This window comes from Actinotalea solisilvae, assembly GCF_016464425.1.
Classification (GTDB): Bacteria; Actinomycetota; Actinomycetes; order Actinomycetales; family Cellulomonadaceae; genus Actinotalea; species Actinotalea solisilvae.
Genome location: NZ_JADDKQ010000005.1, coordinates 32,855 through 47,585 on the forward strand (window position 1 = coordinate 32,855; position 14,731 = coordinate 47,585).

Annotated in this window: 15 protein-coding genes, 1 tRNA gene and 1 riboswitch; of the genes, 13 read left to right on the top strand and 3 right to left on the bottom strand. The window is 76.2% G+C overall.

What is annotated here, in order from left to right:
* The first annotated feature begins 106 nt into the window (after window positions 1-106).
* From JIG38_RS05625 to JIG38_RS05655, 7 genes are all read left to right on the top strand, one after another.
* Window positions 107-1,852: a protein kinase domain-containing protein gene (locus JIG38_RS05625; protein WP_199422785.1), complete on the top strand. Its 1,746-nt coding sequence runs from the start codon at window positions 107-109 to the stop codon at window positions 1,850-1,852.
* A gap of 86 nt (window positions 1,853-1,938) precedes the next feature.
* Window positions 1,939-2,448: a hypothetical protein gene (locus JIG38_RS05630; protein WP_199422786.1), complete on the top strand. Its 510-nt coding sequence runs from the start codon at window positions 1,939-1,941 to the stop codon at window positions 2,446-2,448.
* Between the two features lie 158 nt (window positions 2,449-2,606).
* Window positions 2,607-3,506 carry a DsbA family protein gene (locus JIG38_RS05635; protein ID WP_199422787.1) on the top strand — a complete coding sequence of 300 codons (900 nt, stop codon included), beginning with the start codon at window positions 2,607-2,609 and terminating at the stop codon, window positions 3,504-3,506.
* A gap of 5 nt (window positions 3,507-3,511) precedes the next feature.
* Window positions 3,512-4,156 (top strand): vitamin K epoxide reductase family protein, encoded by a 645-nt coding sequence (locus JIG38_RS05640; RefSeq protein WP_233404525.1) that lies wholly within the window; start codon window positions 3,512-3,514, stop codon window positions 4,154-4,156.
* A gap of 99 nt (window positions 4,157-4,255) precedes the next feature.
* Window positions 4,256-4,327 (top strand) — tRNA-Thr (locus JIG38_RS05645).
* 328 nt (window positions 4,328-4,655) lie between these two features.
* Window positions 4,656-5,075 carry a hypothetical protein gene (locus tag JIG38_RS05650; RefSeq protein WP_199422788.1) on the top strand — a complete coding sequence of 140 codons (420 nt, stop codon included), beginning with the start codon at window positions 4,656-4,658 and terminating at the stop codon, window positions 5,073-5,075.
* A 37-nt stretch (window positions 5,076-5,112) separates the two neighbouring features.
* Complete coding sequence (locus JIG38_RS05655; RefSeq protein ID WP_199422789.1) at window positions 5,113-6,516, top strand: signal peptidase I; 1,404 nt, start codon at window positions 5,113-5,115, stop codon at window positions 6,514-6,516.
* Between the two features lie 10 nt (window positions 6,517-6,526).
* On the opposite strand, the gene JIG38_RS05660 is transcribed toward JIG38_RS05655, so the two are convergent.
* Window positions 6,527-7,489 (bottom strand): SGNH/GDSL hydrolase family protein, encoded by a 963-nt coding sequence (locus JIG38_RS05660; protein WP_372419842.1) that lies wholly within the window; start codon window positions 7,487-7,489, stop codon window positions 6,527-6,529.
* A gap of 102 nt (window positions 7,490-7,591) precedes the next feature.
* A riboswitch (cyclic di-GMP riboswitch) is annotated at window positions 7,592-7,666 on the top strand.
* A 226-nt stretch (window positions 7,667-7,892) separates the two neighbouring features.
* Between JIG38_RS05660 and JIG38_RS05665 the strand changes: the two genes are divergently transcribed.
* A complete protein-coding gene (locus JIG38_RS05665) occupies window positions 7,893-8,309 on the top strand; it encodes a hypothetical protein (RefSeq protein ID WP_199422790.1) in 417 nt (138 codons plus the stop codon).
* A 75-nt stretch (window positions 8,310-8,384) separates the two neighbouring features.
* On the opposite strand, the gene JIG38_RS05670 is transcribed toward JIG38_RS05665, so the two are convergent.
* The gene (locus tag JIG38_RS05670; protein WP_199422791.1) at window positions 8,385-9,092 is read right to left on the bottom strand and encodes a uracil-DNA glycosylase; all 708 of its coding nucleotides are present in this window, start codon (window positions 9,090-9,092) and stop codon (window positions 8,385-8,387) included.
* Between the two features lie 162 nt (window positions 9,093-9,254).
* Here JIG38_RS05670 and napA point away from each other — a divergent pair, with 162 nt between their 5' ends.
* The 4 genes from napA to groL all read left to right on the top strand — a co-directional run bounded on the left by napA (window position 9,255) and on the right by groL (window position 13,636).
* Entirely contained in the window at window positions 9,255-9,572 is a 318-nt protein-coding gene (gene napA / locus JIG38_RS05675) for a nucleoid-associated protein NapA (RefSeq protein ID WP_199422792.1), read from the top strand.
* A gap of 30 nt (window positions 9,573-9,602) precedes the next feature.
* The gene (locus JIG38_RS20635; RefSeq protein WP_199422793.1) at window positions 9,603-10,214 is read left to right on the top strand and encodes a LytR C-terminal domain-containing protein; all 612 of its coding nucleotides are present in this window, start codon (window positions 9,603-9,605) and stop codon (window positions 10,212-10,214) included.
* Window positions 10,215-10,307: 93 nt separating this feature from the next.
* On the top strand, window positions 10,308-11,762 hold the full coding sequence (locus JIG38_RS05685; protein ID WP_199422794.1) for a phytoene desaturase family protein: 1,455 nt from the start codon (window positions 10,308-10,310) through the stop codon (window positions 11,760-11,762).
* Between the two features lie 236 nt (window positions 11,763-11,998).
* On the top strand, window positions 11,999-13,636 hold the full coding sequence (groL, locus tag JIG38_RS05690) for a chaperonin GroEL (protein ID WP_199422795.1): 1,638 nt from the start codon (window positions 11,999-12,001) through the stop codon (window positions 13,634-13,636).
* A 292-nt stretch (window positions 13,637-13,928) separates the two neighbouring features.
* Here the strand turns inward: groL and JIG38_RS05695 are convergent, their stop codons facing one another.
* Complete coding sequence (locus JIG38_RS05695) at window positions 13,929-14,195, bottom strand: DUF4031 domain-containing protein (RefSeq protein ID WP_199422796.1); 267 nt, start codon at window positions 14,193-14,195, stop codon at window positions 13,929-13,931.
* 184 nt (window positions 14,196-14,379) lie between these two features.
* Between JIG38_RS05695 and JIG38_RS05700 the strand changes: the two genes are divergently transcribed.
* A complete protein-coding gene (locus JIG38_RS05700) occupies window positions 14,380-14,667 on the top strand; it encodes a WXG100 family type VII secretion target (protein ID WP_199422797.1) in 288 nt (95 codons plus the stop codon).
* Window positions 14,668-14,731: the final 64 nt, after the last annotated feature.

Genomic DNA, 14,731 nt, shown 5'->3' on the forward strand with positions numbered 1-14,731 from the left:
TGTGCGCGTCACCGCGACGACCTCCCCCGTCTCGCGCCCGAGGCTATCGAGGGGGCGGTGCGCGCGCCTGGGGGACCGGCCGCCCGGCCGCCGCTAGCGTGCCGCCATGGAGCGCATGGACGTGGCCCCGGGCACCGAGATCGGTGGCTACCGCGTGCTCGGCCCGCTCGGTCGCGGCGGCATGGGCGCGGTGTACCGCGCGGTCGACGCCGACGGCACCACCGTCGCGCTCAAGCTCCTCCACCCGCACCTGGGCGAGGACCCCGCCGCGCGCGAGCGCCTGCAGCGCGAGGTCCGCACGCTCCAGCGCGTGCGCCACCCCGGTGTCGCGCGCGTGCTCGACGCCGAGATCGAGGCGGGCGAGGCCTTCGTCGTCACCGAGCTCGTCGACGGCGAGGACCTGGGCACGCGCGTCCGCACGCGGGGCGCCCTCACGCCCGTCGAGCTCGCCGACCTCGCCGAGCGGCTGCGCGGCGCGGTCGCCGTCGTGCACGAGACGGGGGTGCTCCACCGCGACCTCACCCCGGGCAACGTCATGGTGACCGAGCGCGGGCCCGTGCTCATCGACTTCGGCATCGCGCAGGACGCCGACGACCTGCGCGTCACCTCGACGGGGCTCGTCATGGGCACGCCCGGCTTCGTCGCCCCCGAGGTGCTCGAGGGCGGCGAGCCGTCGGAGGCCGGCGACTGGTGGAGCTGGGCCGCGCTGCTCGTGCTCGCGGCGACGGGACGCCCGCCCTTCGGCGGGCCGCCGCTGCAGGCCGTGCTCGCCCGGGCGCGCGCGGGGGAGCCGGACCTCGAGGGCCTCGACCGGCGCACGGCGACGGCGCTGCGCGCGGCGCTCGCGGTCGACCCGTGGCGCCGGCCCGCGCCCGAGCACGTGGTCGCCGAGCTGCGCCTCGCCGCGCAGGGGGAGACCGAGCCGGACGCGGGGCCGGAGGGCGACGACGACGTGACGCGCGCCGTGCCGCCGCCCCCGCCGCCCCCGCGCGACGGCGGGACGCGCGTCCTCGACGCGGGCGTCCCCGCGACCGCGCTGCTCGCGACCGGCGCCGCCGCCGGGCCGGCGGGCGCCGACGCCGCCGACCCCGGGGCCGACGACGCCTGGGACGACGACGGCACGGACGCGTGGGACGACGACGCGGACCCCGACGCGGACCTCGACGGCGACGACGATGCCGGCGACGGGGGCGTGCTCGACGAGGAGACGGGCGACGCCGCGCCGCTGCCCGAGCCGCGGCGGCGGACGGGCACCGTCCTCGCGCTGGGGTCCGTGCTCGTCGCGCTCGGTGCGACGCGACCCGCCGTCGCGCTCCTCGTCGCCGTCGGCGTCGCGGTGCTCGTCCGCAGCGTGGGCCTGGACGTGACGGCGCTGCACCGCCGCCGCGCACGCCGCGGGGCCGGACGCGCCGACGCCGCGCGCGCCGTCGGCGCCTGGCCCTGGTACCTCGTCCGCTCGGTCCTCGGCGTCGTCCCCGCGGCCGTCGTCGCCGCGAGCGTCGTCGTCGTGGTCGGCGGCGTAGGCTGGTGGCTCCTCGACACGGGCCGGTGGGTCGCGGTCGACCGTGCGCCCGGCGAGCCGGCCGGCCTGGGCCAGAACCCGGCCTGGGTCACCACGGCCCTGCTCGCGCTCGCGGTCCTCGCCGGCCTCCTCATGCTCTGGTTCGGGCCGCTGTGCCGGGCCACGCGCGTCGGCGCGCGCTGGACGCTCGCGACGGTCGCGCCGGGGTGGCCGGGCGCGCTCACCGCGAGCGTGCTGGGCCTCGCGGCCGCCGCCGTCCTCGCCGTCCTCGCGCTCACGGGCGCCGACGTCGTCTGGTGGCCGCTGCCGGGTCCCCCTGACCTCGGCTGACCCCGGCTGACCTGCGCCGTCGCGGCGGACGGGTGACCCACGGGAAGTCCCGGGTCGGGTCCGGAGCCCTCGCGTACCCTGGGCGGGTGAGTCCGGAGCGAGCACCGGGACGGCCGCAGCGGCGATGGCCGCTCGTGACGGCCGCGCTCGGCGCCGCCCTCGTGGCCGTGGTCGCCGTGCTCGGCGCCGCCGGGGCCCTGCTCGTCCACCCGTGCCTGCCGGGCGACGGCCTGGTCGGCGCCGTCGGCCTGCGCCTCGCGGTCCTCGGCCCCGACGCCGAGTGCCCGGTGGGCACCCTCGGCTTCGCCGCCGACGGCTCGCAGGCCGCACGCCTGGTCGTCCTCGTCGCCCTGCCCGTGCTCGTCGCGCACCTGGCCGCGGCCCTCGCGGGCCTCTCCGTGCTCGTCGCGGCGCGCGCGCTGTGGCGCGGGGTCCGCTCGGCGGTGCGCGTGCTCGCGCGTCGCCTGCCCGTCGCGGCCGGCGTCGTCAGCCGCGTGGTCCGCACGCTGCCCGCCGTGCCCGCGGGCACCCCCGTGGTCCGGCCCGCCGTCGCCGTCGTGCGGCGGCGCGGCCCGCCCGCCCTGCTGCCCGTCTGACCCGCCGGAGGAGGGGCCACCCGCCCCGCGACCGCGGCGCACCGACGCCCGACGCCTCCCGTCGCCCGCCCACCGGGCCGGCACCGCCCGCCAGCAGCGAGCAGCACGACGACAACCGCACACCGACCGCGCCGCGGTCGCCCAGCCGGAGGACCACGATGTCCAGCACGTCCCGCCCCACGGGGCCCACCCCTCGCCCGACCAAGGCCGCACGCCGCGACGAGGCGCGTGCCGACGCGCTGCGCCTGCGCGAGGAGCAGCAGCGCCAGGCGCGCCGCCAGCGCTCGATCGTCATCGCGCTGCTCGTCGTCGGGCTCGTCGTCGTCGCGGGCGTCGTGGCCTTCATCCTGTCGCGCGCGCCCCAGACGTCCGACTACGCCGACCTGCCCTCGTCCGACGACTTCGCCGACGTCGAGGACCCCCTGGCCGACGTCGCGGCCCCCGCGACCGCGACCGACGACGGCGGCATCCGGGTCGGTGAGGACGGCGTGGCCGGCCTCACCGAGGTCCCCGAGGACGCCGTCGTCGTCACCGTCTACGCCGACTTCATGTGCCCGGTCTGCAACATGTTCGAGCAGAGCAACGGCCCGGTGCTCGACGAGCTCCGCGAGGCGGGCGAGGTCGTCGTCGAGTACAAGCCCGTGAGCATCCTCGACCGCGCGGCCCAGGGCACGCGGTTCTCGACGCGCGCCGGCGCGGCTGCCGCGTTCGTCGCCGACCGCGCCCCCGAGGCGTTCGTCGGCTTCCACAGCGCGATGTTCGCCAGCCAGCCGGCCGAGAACACGCCCGGCCTCTCGGACGAGGAGATCGCCGAGCTCGCGACCGCGGCCGGCGTGCCCGCCGCCGTCGCCGACGCGATCGCCGACGGCAGCTACCTCGAGGGCGAGGACTCGTTCGCCTCGTGGGTCGCCGCGTCGACCCAGGTCGCCTCGCGCGAGTTCGCGCCCCAGTTCGGGACGCCGACGATCCTGGTCGACGGCGAGAACCTCAGCGAGATCGGCGTCGACTGGCGCATCGAGGGCGCGCTCGAGGCCGCCATCGAGCAGGCGCGCGGCTGACGGCCATGACCACGACCCTCGACCGGCCCGCCGACGGGCTCATCGCGCGGATGTTCCGCGTACGTCACGACAACCGGTTCATCTTCACGACCATGCTCATGTCGGCGTGCGTGAGCCTGCTCGCGTCGTTCGTGCTCTCGGTCGACGCCGTGGTGCTCGCGGCGAACCCCGAGGCCGAGCTGAGCTGCAACATCAACGCGGCGCTCTCGTGCGGTGCCGTCGCGCAGTCGTGGCAGGCCCAGCTCTTCGGGTTCCCCAACGCGTTCCTCGGCCTGGTCGCGGAGCCGGTGGTCATCACCATCGCGGTCGCGTCGCTCGGTGGCGTGCGGTTCCCGCGCTGGTTCATGCTCAGCGCGCAGGTCGTCTACACGCTCGGCGTGATCTTCGCCTACTGGCTGTTCACGCAGTCGATGTTCGTCATCGGTGCGCTGTGCCCGTGGTGCCTGCTCGTCACGGTGTCGACCACGCTGGTCTTCACGACGCTCACGCACGTCAACATCCGGGACCGGAACCTCTTCCTGCCGCCACGCGCGCAGGCCAGGGCGCAGTGGGCGATCGACCACGAGGTCGACGTCATCGTGGTGTGGACGTTCCTCCTCCTGCTCGCGGCGCTCGTCGCCCTCAAGTACGGACCCTCGCTCCTGGCCTGACCCACGGTCCCGGCCGGCCCCGCCTGCTCTGGCAGACTGGGCCGGCCGGTCCGCGGGCGCGCTCCGTCCCGCCCCGGCCCGGCGGTCCCGCGCCCGCCCGCCGCCTTAGCTCAGTGGTAGAGCACCCGCCTTGTAAGCGGACGGTCGTCGGTTCGAATCCGACAGGCGGCTCCCCGACCCGGCGTCCCCCCGCGACCCGGGACCTTCGTCCTGTTCCCGGACCGTCACAGACCTGCGCCGATCGGGTGAGCGGTGGGTCCGGCGGAACGCCGTGGTTGTCCCGTTCCGTCCCGGCTCGTCGGGTGAAAAACGGCTGGCCGTCCGGGTGAACCTGCAGGTCGCAGGCCTGCCGGTGGGTCGTCCCACGCCATCCTCGTGGCACCCCTTCAAGCGGCGGCCCCCACCGCCCGATGAAGATCAGGACCGGCCACCCACCGGTCCCGCACCCCCCAGTGGGCAGCTTCCCCAGGCTGCCGTCACCCGACCGAAGGACACCCCCATGGCTTCTGCACGCCGCAAGTCCGCTGCCGTCGCGCTCGCCGTCATCGGCGTCGCCGGCCTCTCGCTCGCGTCCGCCGCCCAGCTCAACGTCAACTCCGCGTCGCTCGGTGCCGCGAACACCGTCGTGGCGTCCTGCCAGCCGAGCGACAACAACCCGGCCACCACGACCGACGCGATCGGCGTCGGCTTCACCAACGGCTGGAACGCGGGCGCGTACCGGACGACCGAGGTCAAGCTGACGAACGTCAACGCCGCGTGCGCCGGCCTCGCCGTCCGCGTCGCCCTGGTCGGCACGACCGGCGCGGTCCTGCACGAGTTCACCGGCACGGCCACGGCGGACACGACGACCCTCACCCTGCCCGCGGGCTCCGTGTCCTCCGCCGACGTCGTCTCGGCGTCCGTCGTCATCGCCGGCTGACCGCTCCACCCGCCCGGACCTACCCGTCCCGACGTCCGTGGGACCCACTGGGAGCACCGAGCACGCCGGCGCAGGTCACCTGCGCCGGCTGCTCGGCCATGCCCTGACGGTCCTGTGGGTCGCGGCCGCGGTGGTCGCGGGCTGGCTGCTGTGGCCGAGCTCGCTCGGCGGCTGCACCACCCTGACGATCGTCTCGGGCCGCTCGATGGAGCCCACGTTCTACACCGGCGACCTCGTGGTCTCCCGGTGCGGGCCGGTCGAGGTCGGCGACGTCATCACGTACTCCCCGCCGGACGTCGGCGGCGCCCGAGTGATCCACCGCATCGTCGACGGCACGGCCGACGGCTGGGTGGTCCAGGGCGACAACAACGACTTCCTCGACCCGTGGACGCCGACCGAGGAGAACATCCTCGGCTCCGCCGTCCTGCACCTGCCCCACGTGGGCCGGTTCGCGTCGATCCTGCTCAGCCCGCTGACGTGGCTCTCGCTCCTCGTCGTGGCGCTGGCCGTGATGGTCTGGCCCGGCAAGGACCCGGCGGACCCCGACACCCCGGACGCCCCGGACGCCGACGGCGGCTCCGGGCCGGCCACGCAGGAGCGCCCCGCACCGCGCGCCGGGGCTCTGCTCGACGGCGTCGGCGCGGCCACGCGGACCGCCCTCGGCGTCGCCCGCGCCGCCGTGCGCGCGGCGGTGGCCTCGGCGAGCCGGCGCGCGCTCGGCACCCGCCGGGGCCGACGTGCCGCCGTGGGCGCGGCCCTCGCGCTCGCCGTCGGGCTCCCGCTCGGCGCGGGCGCCGGCGTGGCGCACGCCGCGTCCCTCTCCCTGCGCGCCGCGTCGCTCGGCACGTTCTCCGCGGGCCACCCGTGCCCGACGACGGTCCAGGCGGTCTCGTCGGCGGTGTCCGGCGGCACCTCCACCAGCGTGAGCCTGACCTTCGCCTCGGCGGCGTGCTCGGGCCGCACCGTGCGGCTCGCCGTCGTCACCGGCAGCACCGTGGTCCAGGGCACCGCCCTGGTGAGCGGCACGTCGGCCGTCGTCCCCGTGGCGCACAGCCCGCAGGCCACGACGACGGTGGTCGCCACCGTGGACGGCTGGCACCTGCAGCCGACCTACACGCCGCCCGCCGCGCCGGCCGGCAAGCCCATCGACGTCGGCAACCCGACGACGGTCCTGCAGCCCGTCGTCTACACGACGGTGAGCCCGACCCGCTTCTGCGCCGCGATCGACGTGCAGCCGACCGCCGCACCCGCCACGTGGGCGCTCCGCGTCGACCTCAACCAGCGCCCGTTCAACGGCGTCTCGCCCTACGCGCTCGAGCTCCCGGGCTGGCTCAAGGTGGTCGTGGGCGCCGGCGGCATCGTGCACCTCGAGCCCAACGGCTCCCACGCCTTCGAGCAGCGCTCGTTCACCCTCTGCGCGACCACGCCGCCTGCGCCCTGACGCCCAGGCGTCAGCCTCCGCTGCGCTCGTGGGCGCGGCGGTCGTCGACGCGCTCGACCGGCGTGAGCTCCGGGCGCTTGGGGCGCCGCGCGTCCCCGCTCGACCGGCCGCGGAGGCGGCGCGTCGCCCACGGGTAGGCGTGCTCGCGGAACCACTGCGCGTCCTGCTGGAGCTGCGCGGCGCGCGGCAGCGGGGGGAGCGGCGTGAGGGGGTCGTCCCACGCGGCGTCGTCGGGCTCCAGGCCGAGCGCGACGAGCGCGGCCTGCGCGACGCGTCGGTGTCCCTCGGTGGTCAGGTGGATCCGGTCGGGTGCCCACATGCGCCAGTCACGCAGGGAGCGCATGCCCCACACGTCCATCACGGCGGCGCCGTGCCGGCGGGCGATGGACCAGACGTGCGCGTTGAAGACGCCGACCCGCGCCCTGGTCCGCCGCACCACCGGGCTGTCCTTGGCGTCCATGCCGGTCGCGAGCAGCACGTCCGCCCCGGCGGCACGCAGGCGCACCACGGCGGCCTCGAGGGAGGCGGCGAGGGCGTCCGGGTCCACGGCGGGGCGCAGCATGTCGTTGCCGCCGCCGACGAGGCTCACGAGGTCGGGGCGGAGCTCGAGGGCGGCGGGCACCTGCTCGCGCAGGATGGGCCCGAGGAGGCGCCCGCGGATCGCGAGGTTCGCGTAGAGCAGCGGCTCGGCCAGGGCCACCGCGCCGTCGCCGGCCGCGTCACGCCCGTCCGCGCCCCGGCCGCCGTCGGCCGCGCGCTCGGCGAGGTGGACGGCGAGCAGGTCCGCCCAGCCGCGGCACGCGAGCGCCGGGTCGACCGCCGTCGTCGTCGCGGGCGGGGCGCCCCCGGGCACGTCCCACAGCCCCTCGGTGAAGGAGTCGCCGAGGGCGACGTAGCGCCGCCAGGGCGCGCGGGGAGCGTCACCCGGAAGCGGGTTCTGGTCGGAGCCGTGCGGCAAGCGGGTGAAACTCACGGGGGCAAGTGTGCTCCGATGCCCCAGCAGCGCCCAATCCGGGCACGTCGTGCGGGTGAGAGCGCTGGACGCACCGGGGTGCCGGGGGCATCCTGAACAGGTCAGCGACAAAGGCAAACCCTCCGCGAGGTGGGGACGCAAAGCCACGGGGCCCTCGAGGTCAGCCGGGTTACCGAACGTGAGGTGTCACATGAGCAGCACGCTCCCCCAGCGGTCCCGCTCCACCCTCCCCTCCCTCTGCGCCGAGCGCGCGTCCCTCGGGCTGTCCGCCCCACCCGCGTCCTGAGCCTCGTCTCGGGACGCTCTTCCGCATCCCCCACGCGGGGCATGCTCCCGCCGGCAGGACGCCGGCACACGGGATCACCGGACGGAACCGGTGAGCGGGACCACCAGGAGGGTGGAGATGGACAGCAGGACCCGGAAGGCGGCGTCGGTGGCCCTCGTGGCGCTGGCGCTGGTGGGGGTGCGCACGGCGGCCGCAGCGGGCGCCGACCAGGGCCTGGGGGCCCAGGAGATCGTGCTCGGCGCGGACGAGCTGCAGGGGTGCAGCGAGTCCGAGGTCGGGATCGACTACGACGTCGCCTACGACGCCGCACTGCAGGGATACGGGGTGAGCGCGGCCCGGCTGTCGGGGCTGGACGCGGCTTGCCAGGGACGCGACGTCGTCGTGACCCTCAGCGGACCCGGGGGGGTCCCGCTGGCCGAGGTGTCCGCAGTGGTCGGTGCGTCGGAGATGACGATCGCAGTGCCGGCGGGTTCGCCGGTGGCGGCCGAGCAGCTCACGGGGGTGAGCGTCGTGCTCGGCGACGCCGAGGTCTGAGGACCTCGGCCGGCTGACGGGGCGCCGCCCCCTGGGGAGGGGGCGGCGCCGTCGGTCAGCAGGGGTGGACGGCCTTCAGGGCGCGTCCGGAGCCCCGCCCGGGGGCTGGTCGGGGGACCAGCGGACGGGCGGGGCGCCCTGCTCCTGCAGCAGCGCGTCCACGCGCGAGAACGGCCGCGAGCCGAAGAAGCCGCGCGAGGCCGAGAGCGGGCTCGGGTGGACGCTCGCAACCACGGGCACGCGGCCCAGCAGCGGACGCACCTCCTGCGCGTCCCGCCCCCACAGCACCGCGACGAGCGGCCCACCGCGCTCGACGAGCGCCGCCACGGCGCGGTCCGTCACCTCCTGCCAGCCGAGCCGCCGGTGGGACCCCGGCTCGCCCGCGCGGACCGTGAGGACGCGGTTGAGCAGCAGGACGCCCTGCTCGGCCCAGTCCGAGAGGTCGCCGTCCGGGCCGCGCACCGCGCCGACGTCGTCCGCGAGCTCGCGGTGGATGTTCTGGAGCGACCGCGGCAGCGGGCGCACGCCGCGCGCGACGGAGAAGGAGAGGCCGACGGCGTGCCCGGGCGTGGGGTAGGGGTCCTGGCCGATCACCAGCACCCGCACCTCGGCGAGCGGACGGGCGAAGGCGCGCAGGACGGCGTCGGGCGCGGGGAGCCACGCGCGTCCCGCGGCCGTCTCGGCGCGCAGTGCGTCGCCGATCGCCCGCAGCCGGGGTTCGACCGGCGCGAGCGCGTGCGCCCAGTCCGGCGCCATGAGCGCGTCGAGGGGCTGGCGGACCACGCGCCGACCCTAGTTCGGCCCGGCCGCCGGGAGGCGTGCGCGACGCGCCGGGGCGACGCGCCGGGCGAATGACACGTCTGTCATTCCGCGTCTACCATGGCCGAGCAGGACAGGCACGAAGGCACGACCCGGCCTCACCACGGGCAGCACCGAGGAGGACGCATGGACGCGACGGGCGCGACCGCCACCGCCGAGCGGGCGGTCCCGAACGGCAGCCGCACCGGCGTCGGCGAGCTCTCCGAGCGCGACCAGGAGATCCTCGCGTTCGAGCGGCAGTGGTGGAAGTACGCGGGCGCCAAGGAGCAGGCCGTCAAGGAGCTCTTCGACATGTCCGCGACGCGGTACTACCAGGTGCTCAACGCGCTCATCGACTCGCCCGCCGCGCTCGCCCACGACCCGATGCTCATCAAGCGCCTGCGCCGCATGCGGTCCTCGCGCCAGCGGGCGCGTACCGCGCGTCGCCTGGGCATCGACGCCTGAGCCCCCTGCCCGGCCGCTAGCCTGTCCGCCGTGAAGGCCGGCGACTACCCCTACCCCGCGGACGAGTTCGACGCTGCGGACGCCCGGGGTGGTCCTCGCGGAGTGCACCGCGCGCCGCGCTCGAGCCGTAGCCGCTGGCTGCCGTTCCTCGTCGTGCTCGTCCTCTTCCCCCTGCTCGCCTACGGCGTCGTGACGTGGCTGTCCGACTGGCCCGGGCTGGGCGGTGCGCAGGAGACGCCGTCGGACACGTCCGACGGCGGCGAGGACGAGGGCACCGCGGAGGAGCCCACGACGGACCCGGCCGCGACCGACCCCGCGACCGAGGTCCCCGAGCAGCCGGAGGCGCCCCCGCCGCCGGTCGCGGACCTCGCGGCGCCCGTGGCGGTCTACAACTCGACCTCGACGTCGGGCCTGGCGGGCGGCGCGGCGGGCCGGCTCGAGGACGCGGGCTTCACGTCCGTGACGCCCGACGACTGGGAGGGCGACGACCCCGACGCGTCCGTCGTCCTCTACGCGACCGCGGCCGACGTCGCGACGGCGCAGCTCGTCGCGTCGACGCTCGGCATCGCGGCCGTGCAGGAGGACGCCGCGCAGGCGCCCGAGGGCGTCGTCGTGGTGCTCGCGGACGACTACGAGCCCTGACCCGCGCCGCCGGGCCGTCGTGACCGCGGCCGTCCGGTCGCCGCCCGGGCGCAGAGCCCGGAGGATGGGTGCGGGCGACGACGGGAGGCGGGCATGACGCGGGTGCTCGACGCCGTCGTCGTCGGCTCGGGGCCGAACGGTCTCGCCGCGGCGGTGACGCTCGCGCGGGCGGGCCTGAGCGTCGAGGTGCTCGAGGCGCAGCCCCACCTCGGCGGCGGGGCGCGCACGGCGGACCTGGGCCTGGCGCCCGGCGTCGTGCACGACACGTGCAGCGCCGTGCACCCCATGGCGATCGCGTCGCCGTTCTTCCGCCGCTTCGACCTGCGCTCGCGCGGCGTGCGGCTCGTCGCGCCCGAGGTCTCCTACGCCCAGCCGCTGCCCGACGGCGCGGGCGTGGCCTACCGGGACCTCGCGCGCACGGCCGCGGGGCTGGGGCCCGACGGCGACGCGTGGCTCGAGCTCTTCGCGCCGCTCGTGGCGCACGCGGACGCCGTCGTCGACCTCATCATGAGCGACCACCGGCGGCTGCCGCGCGACCTGGTGACCGCGGTGCGGTTCGGGCTGCGGACGCTCGAGCAGGGGCTCGGGCCGACGTGGGACCGGCGCTTCCGCGGCGACGCCGCGCCCGCGCTGCTCACGGGCGTGGCCGCGCACTCGATCACGCCGCTGCCGTCGGTCGCCGGGGCGGGCACCGCGCTGCTTCTCGGCACGCTCGCGCACGCGGTCGGCTGGACGGTGCCCGTCGGCGGCACGCAGGTCATCACGGACGCGCTCGTGGCGGACCTGCTCGCGCACGGCGGGTCGGTGCGCACCTCCCACGTGGTGCGCACGCACGCCGACCTGCCGCCCGCGCGCGCGGTCGTGTTCGACACCGTGCCCGCGACCGTCGCCGAGGTCATGGGCGCGCGGCTTGCGCCGCGCGTGGCCCGCGGCTACCAGGCGTACCGGCACGGCAACGCCGCGGCGAAGGTCGACTTCGTCCTGTCCGGGCCCGTGCCGTGGGCGGACCCGCGCGTGCGCGAGGCCGGCACCGTGCACGTCGGCGGCACGCGCGCGGACATGGTCGCGGCCGAGCGTGCGCTCGTCCACGGGCGCCACGCGGAGCACCCCATGGTGCTCGTCAGCGACCCGTCGGTCGCCGACCCGAGCCGCGCGGCGCCCGACGGCAGCCGGCCGCTGTGGACGTACGCCCACGTGCCCGCCGGGTCGCGCGTCGACGTGACCGAGGCGGTGACCGCGCAGGTCGAGCGCTACGCGCCGGGCTTCCGCGACGTCGTCGTCGCGGCGCGGTGCGTGCCGGCGGCGCGGCTCGAGCTGGACAACGCCAACTACGTCGGCGGCGACATCGCCGCGGGCGCGGTCACGCTGCTGCGCGCGCTGGCCGGGCCGAGGCTCGCCTGGGACCCGTACGTCGCGGGCGACGGCGTCTACCTGTGCTCCGCGTCGGCGCCCCCAGGGCCCGGCGTGCACGGCATGGGCGGGTGGCTCGCGGCGCGGCGCGTCCTGGCGGCGCGCGGCATCCACCGCCCGCCCGACCTCGCGCCCTGAGCGGTGCCCGCCGGCGCTCGCCGCGCCCGACGACGACCGTCCCCGACCGGGCGTGCGTCGCTTGCACTCGCCCGTGGAGAGTGCCAATAATGAGTTAGCACTCTCGACCCGAGAGTGACAGAAGACCCTGGGCCTGGTGAGGCCGGGACCGCCGGCGGGACGTGACCGCCGCGGGGCCGGCCGTCCGTCGCGGGCGCCACACCCGGGAACCACGCCACAACCGGAGGACCATCCGAATGGCCAAGATCATCGCCTTCGACGAGGAGGCCCGCCGCGGCATGGAGCGGGGCATGAACGCCCTGGCCGACGCCGTCAAGGTCACCCTCGGCCCCAAGGGCCGCAACGTCGTGCTGGAGAAGAAGTGGGGCGCCCCCACGATCACCAACGACGGCGTCTCCATCGCCAAGGAGATCGAGCTCGAGGAGCCCCTCGAGAAGATCGGTGCCGAGCTCGTCAAGGAGGTCGCCAAGAAGACGGACGACGTCGCTGGCGACGGCACCACCACCGCCACCGTGCTCGCGCAGGCGCTGGTCCGCGAGGGCCTGCGCAACGTCGCCGCCGGCGCCAACCCGATCGCGCTCAAGCGCGGCATCGAGAAGGCCGTCGAGGCCGTCACCGAGCAGCTCCTCAAGGCCGCCAAGGAGGTCGAGACCAAGGAGGAGATCGCCGCGACCGCGGGCATCTCCGCCGGGGACCCGGCCATCGGCGAGCTCATCGCCGAGGCGATGGACAAGGTCGGCAAGGAGGGCGTCATCACGGTCGAGGAGTCCAGCGCCCTCGGCCTGGAGCTCGAGCTCACGGAGGGCATGCGCTTCGACAAGGGCTACCTGTCGGCGTACTTCGTGACCGACCCGGAGCGCCAGGAGGCCGTCCTCGAGGACGCCTACGTGCTGCTCGTCGAGTCCAAGATCTCGAACGTCAAGGACCTGCTGCCACTCCTGGAGAAGGTCATCCAGGCCGGCAAGCCGCTCTTCATCGTCGCCGAGGACATCGAGGGCGAGGCCCTGGCCACGCTCGTCGTCAACAAGATCCGCGGCACGTTCCGCTCGGTCGCCGTCAAGGCGCCCGGCTTCGGCGACCGCCGCAAGGCGATGCTGCAGGACATGGCGATCCTCACGGGTGGCCAGGTCATCTCCGAGACCGTCGGCCTCAAGCTCGAGAACGCGGGCCTGGAGCTCCTCGGCCAGGCGCGCAAGGTCGTCGTCACCAAGGACGAGACCACGATCGTCGAGGGCCTCGGCGACGCCGAGCAGATCGCCGGTCGCGTCGCGCAGATCCGTGCCGAGATCGAGAACTCGGACTCGGACTACGACCGCGAGAAGCTCCAGGAGCGCCTCGCCAAGCTCGCGGGCGGCGTCGCCGTCATCAAGGCGGGCGCGGCGACCGAGGTCGAGCTCAAGGAGCGCAAGCACCGCATCGAGGACGCCGTGCGCAACGCCAAGGCGGCCGTCGAGGAGGGCATCGTCGCCGGCGGTGGCGTCGCCCTCATCCAGGCGGGCAAGCTCGCGTTCGAGCAGGACGACATCACCTCGCTCAGCGGTGACGAGGCGACGGGCGCGCGCATCGTGCAGCTCGCCGTCGACGCCCCGCTCAAGCAGATCGCCATCAACGCCGGCCTCGAGGGCGGCGTCGTGGCGGAGAAGGTCCGCAACCTCCCGTCGGGCCAGGGCCTCAACGCCGCGACCGGCGTGTACGAGGACCTGCTCGCCGCGGGCGTCAACGACCCGGTCAAGGTCACGCGCTCGGCGCTGCAGAACGCGGCGTCCATCGCCGCGCTCTTCCTCACCACCGAGGCGCTCGTCGCCGACAAGCCGGAGCGCCACCCCGCGCCGTCCGGTGGCGACGGCGGCGGCATGGGCGGCATGGACTTCTGATCCCTCGGGACTGAGTCCGGGCCCAGCGCTCGCACGACACGACGGCGGGTGTCCCCTTCGGGGGGCACCCGCCGTCCGTCGTCCCCGGCCACCCGCGGCGACCCTGCGCCGGCCGTTGCGCCCGTCCGGGCGTCCGGATGCTCGCCTGGGTGCCCGGTCGAGCAACGGTGCATCTGGCCCCGTACTGTCCCCCTCCACCTGCACGGATGCTCGACTCGCCGGAGCGCCCGCGGGCGCGGCGCCGTGCCCCCGCGCGAGCCCGAGGGCGGGACCGTCCGCCCGGGGGAGGGCGTCAGGGGCGGTCGCGGGCGGGGACGCGCAGGCCCGAGCCGCGCAGGCGGCGGACGAGCTCGCGGCTGTCGACCAGGGTCGCTCCGAGGGCCACGAGGTCGGCGTACCGCTCGGTCGGGACGTCGTAGTGGTCGAGGTCGAACGCGCGGCGGGGGATCCCCGCGGCGGCCGCGAAACGGTGCAGCTCGTCCAGCGACGCGTCGCTCACGAGGTGACCCCAGACCGTGCCGTGGCGCGGCCACAGGGGCGGGTCGAGGAGCACCGTCATGGTCCCCGATCCAACCACCGGCCCGCGGCGACGGCGCGCCGCCCGAGGCGGGCGCGGGACGCGGACGACGCCGTCGTCCACAGCCGTCGCGTGGCCGACGCCTGCCCCCAGGCCCCACGGTCCCTCGCCCCCCGGCGAGCACGGCCGCCCTAGCGTCGGCGGCTCGACGACACGGGAGGGCCACATGAGGTACGAGGTCGACAGCGCGCGGGTCGCGCAGGCGAGCGCGGCGGCGGGCACGTCCGTCGCGGCGATCCGGACGGAGGTCGCGGCGCTGCTGCGGCACCTCACGGAGCTGCAGGGCGGCTGGCAGGGCACGGCGGCGACGGCGTTCGCCGGCGTCCTCGCGGACTGGGCGGCCACGCAGCGGACCGTCGAGGCGAGCCTCGACGGGATCACGGCCGCGCTCGGCACGGCCGCGCAGCACTACGCCGACGCCGAGGACCAGGCGGCACGCCTGTTCGTGCGGTGATACCCCGCGCCCGCCCCTCGCAGGGCGGTCAGGCCCCGCGTGCGGCGGTCAGGCCCTCTCGGGG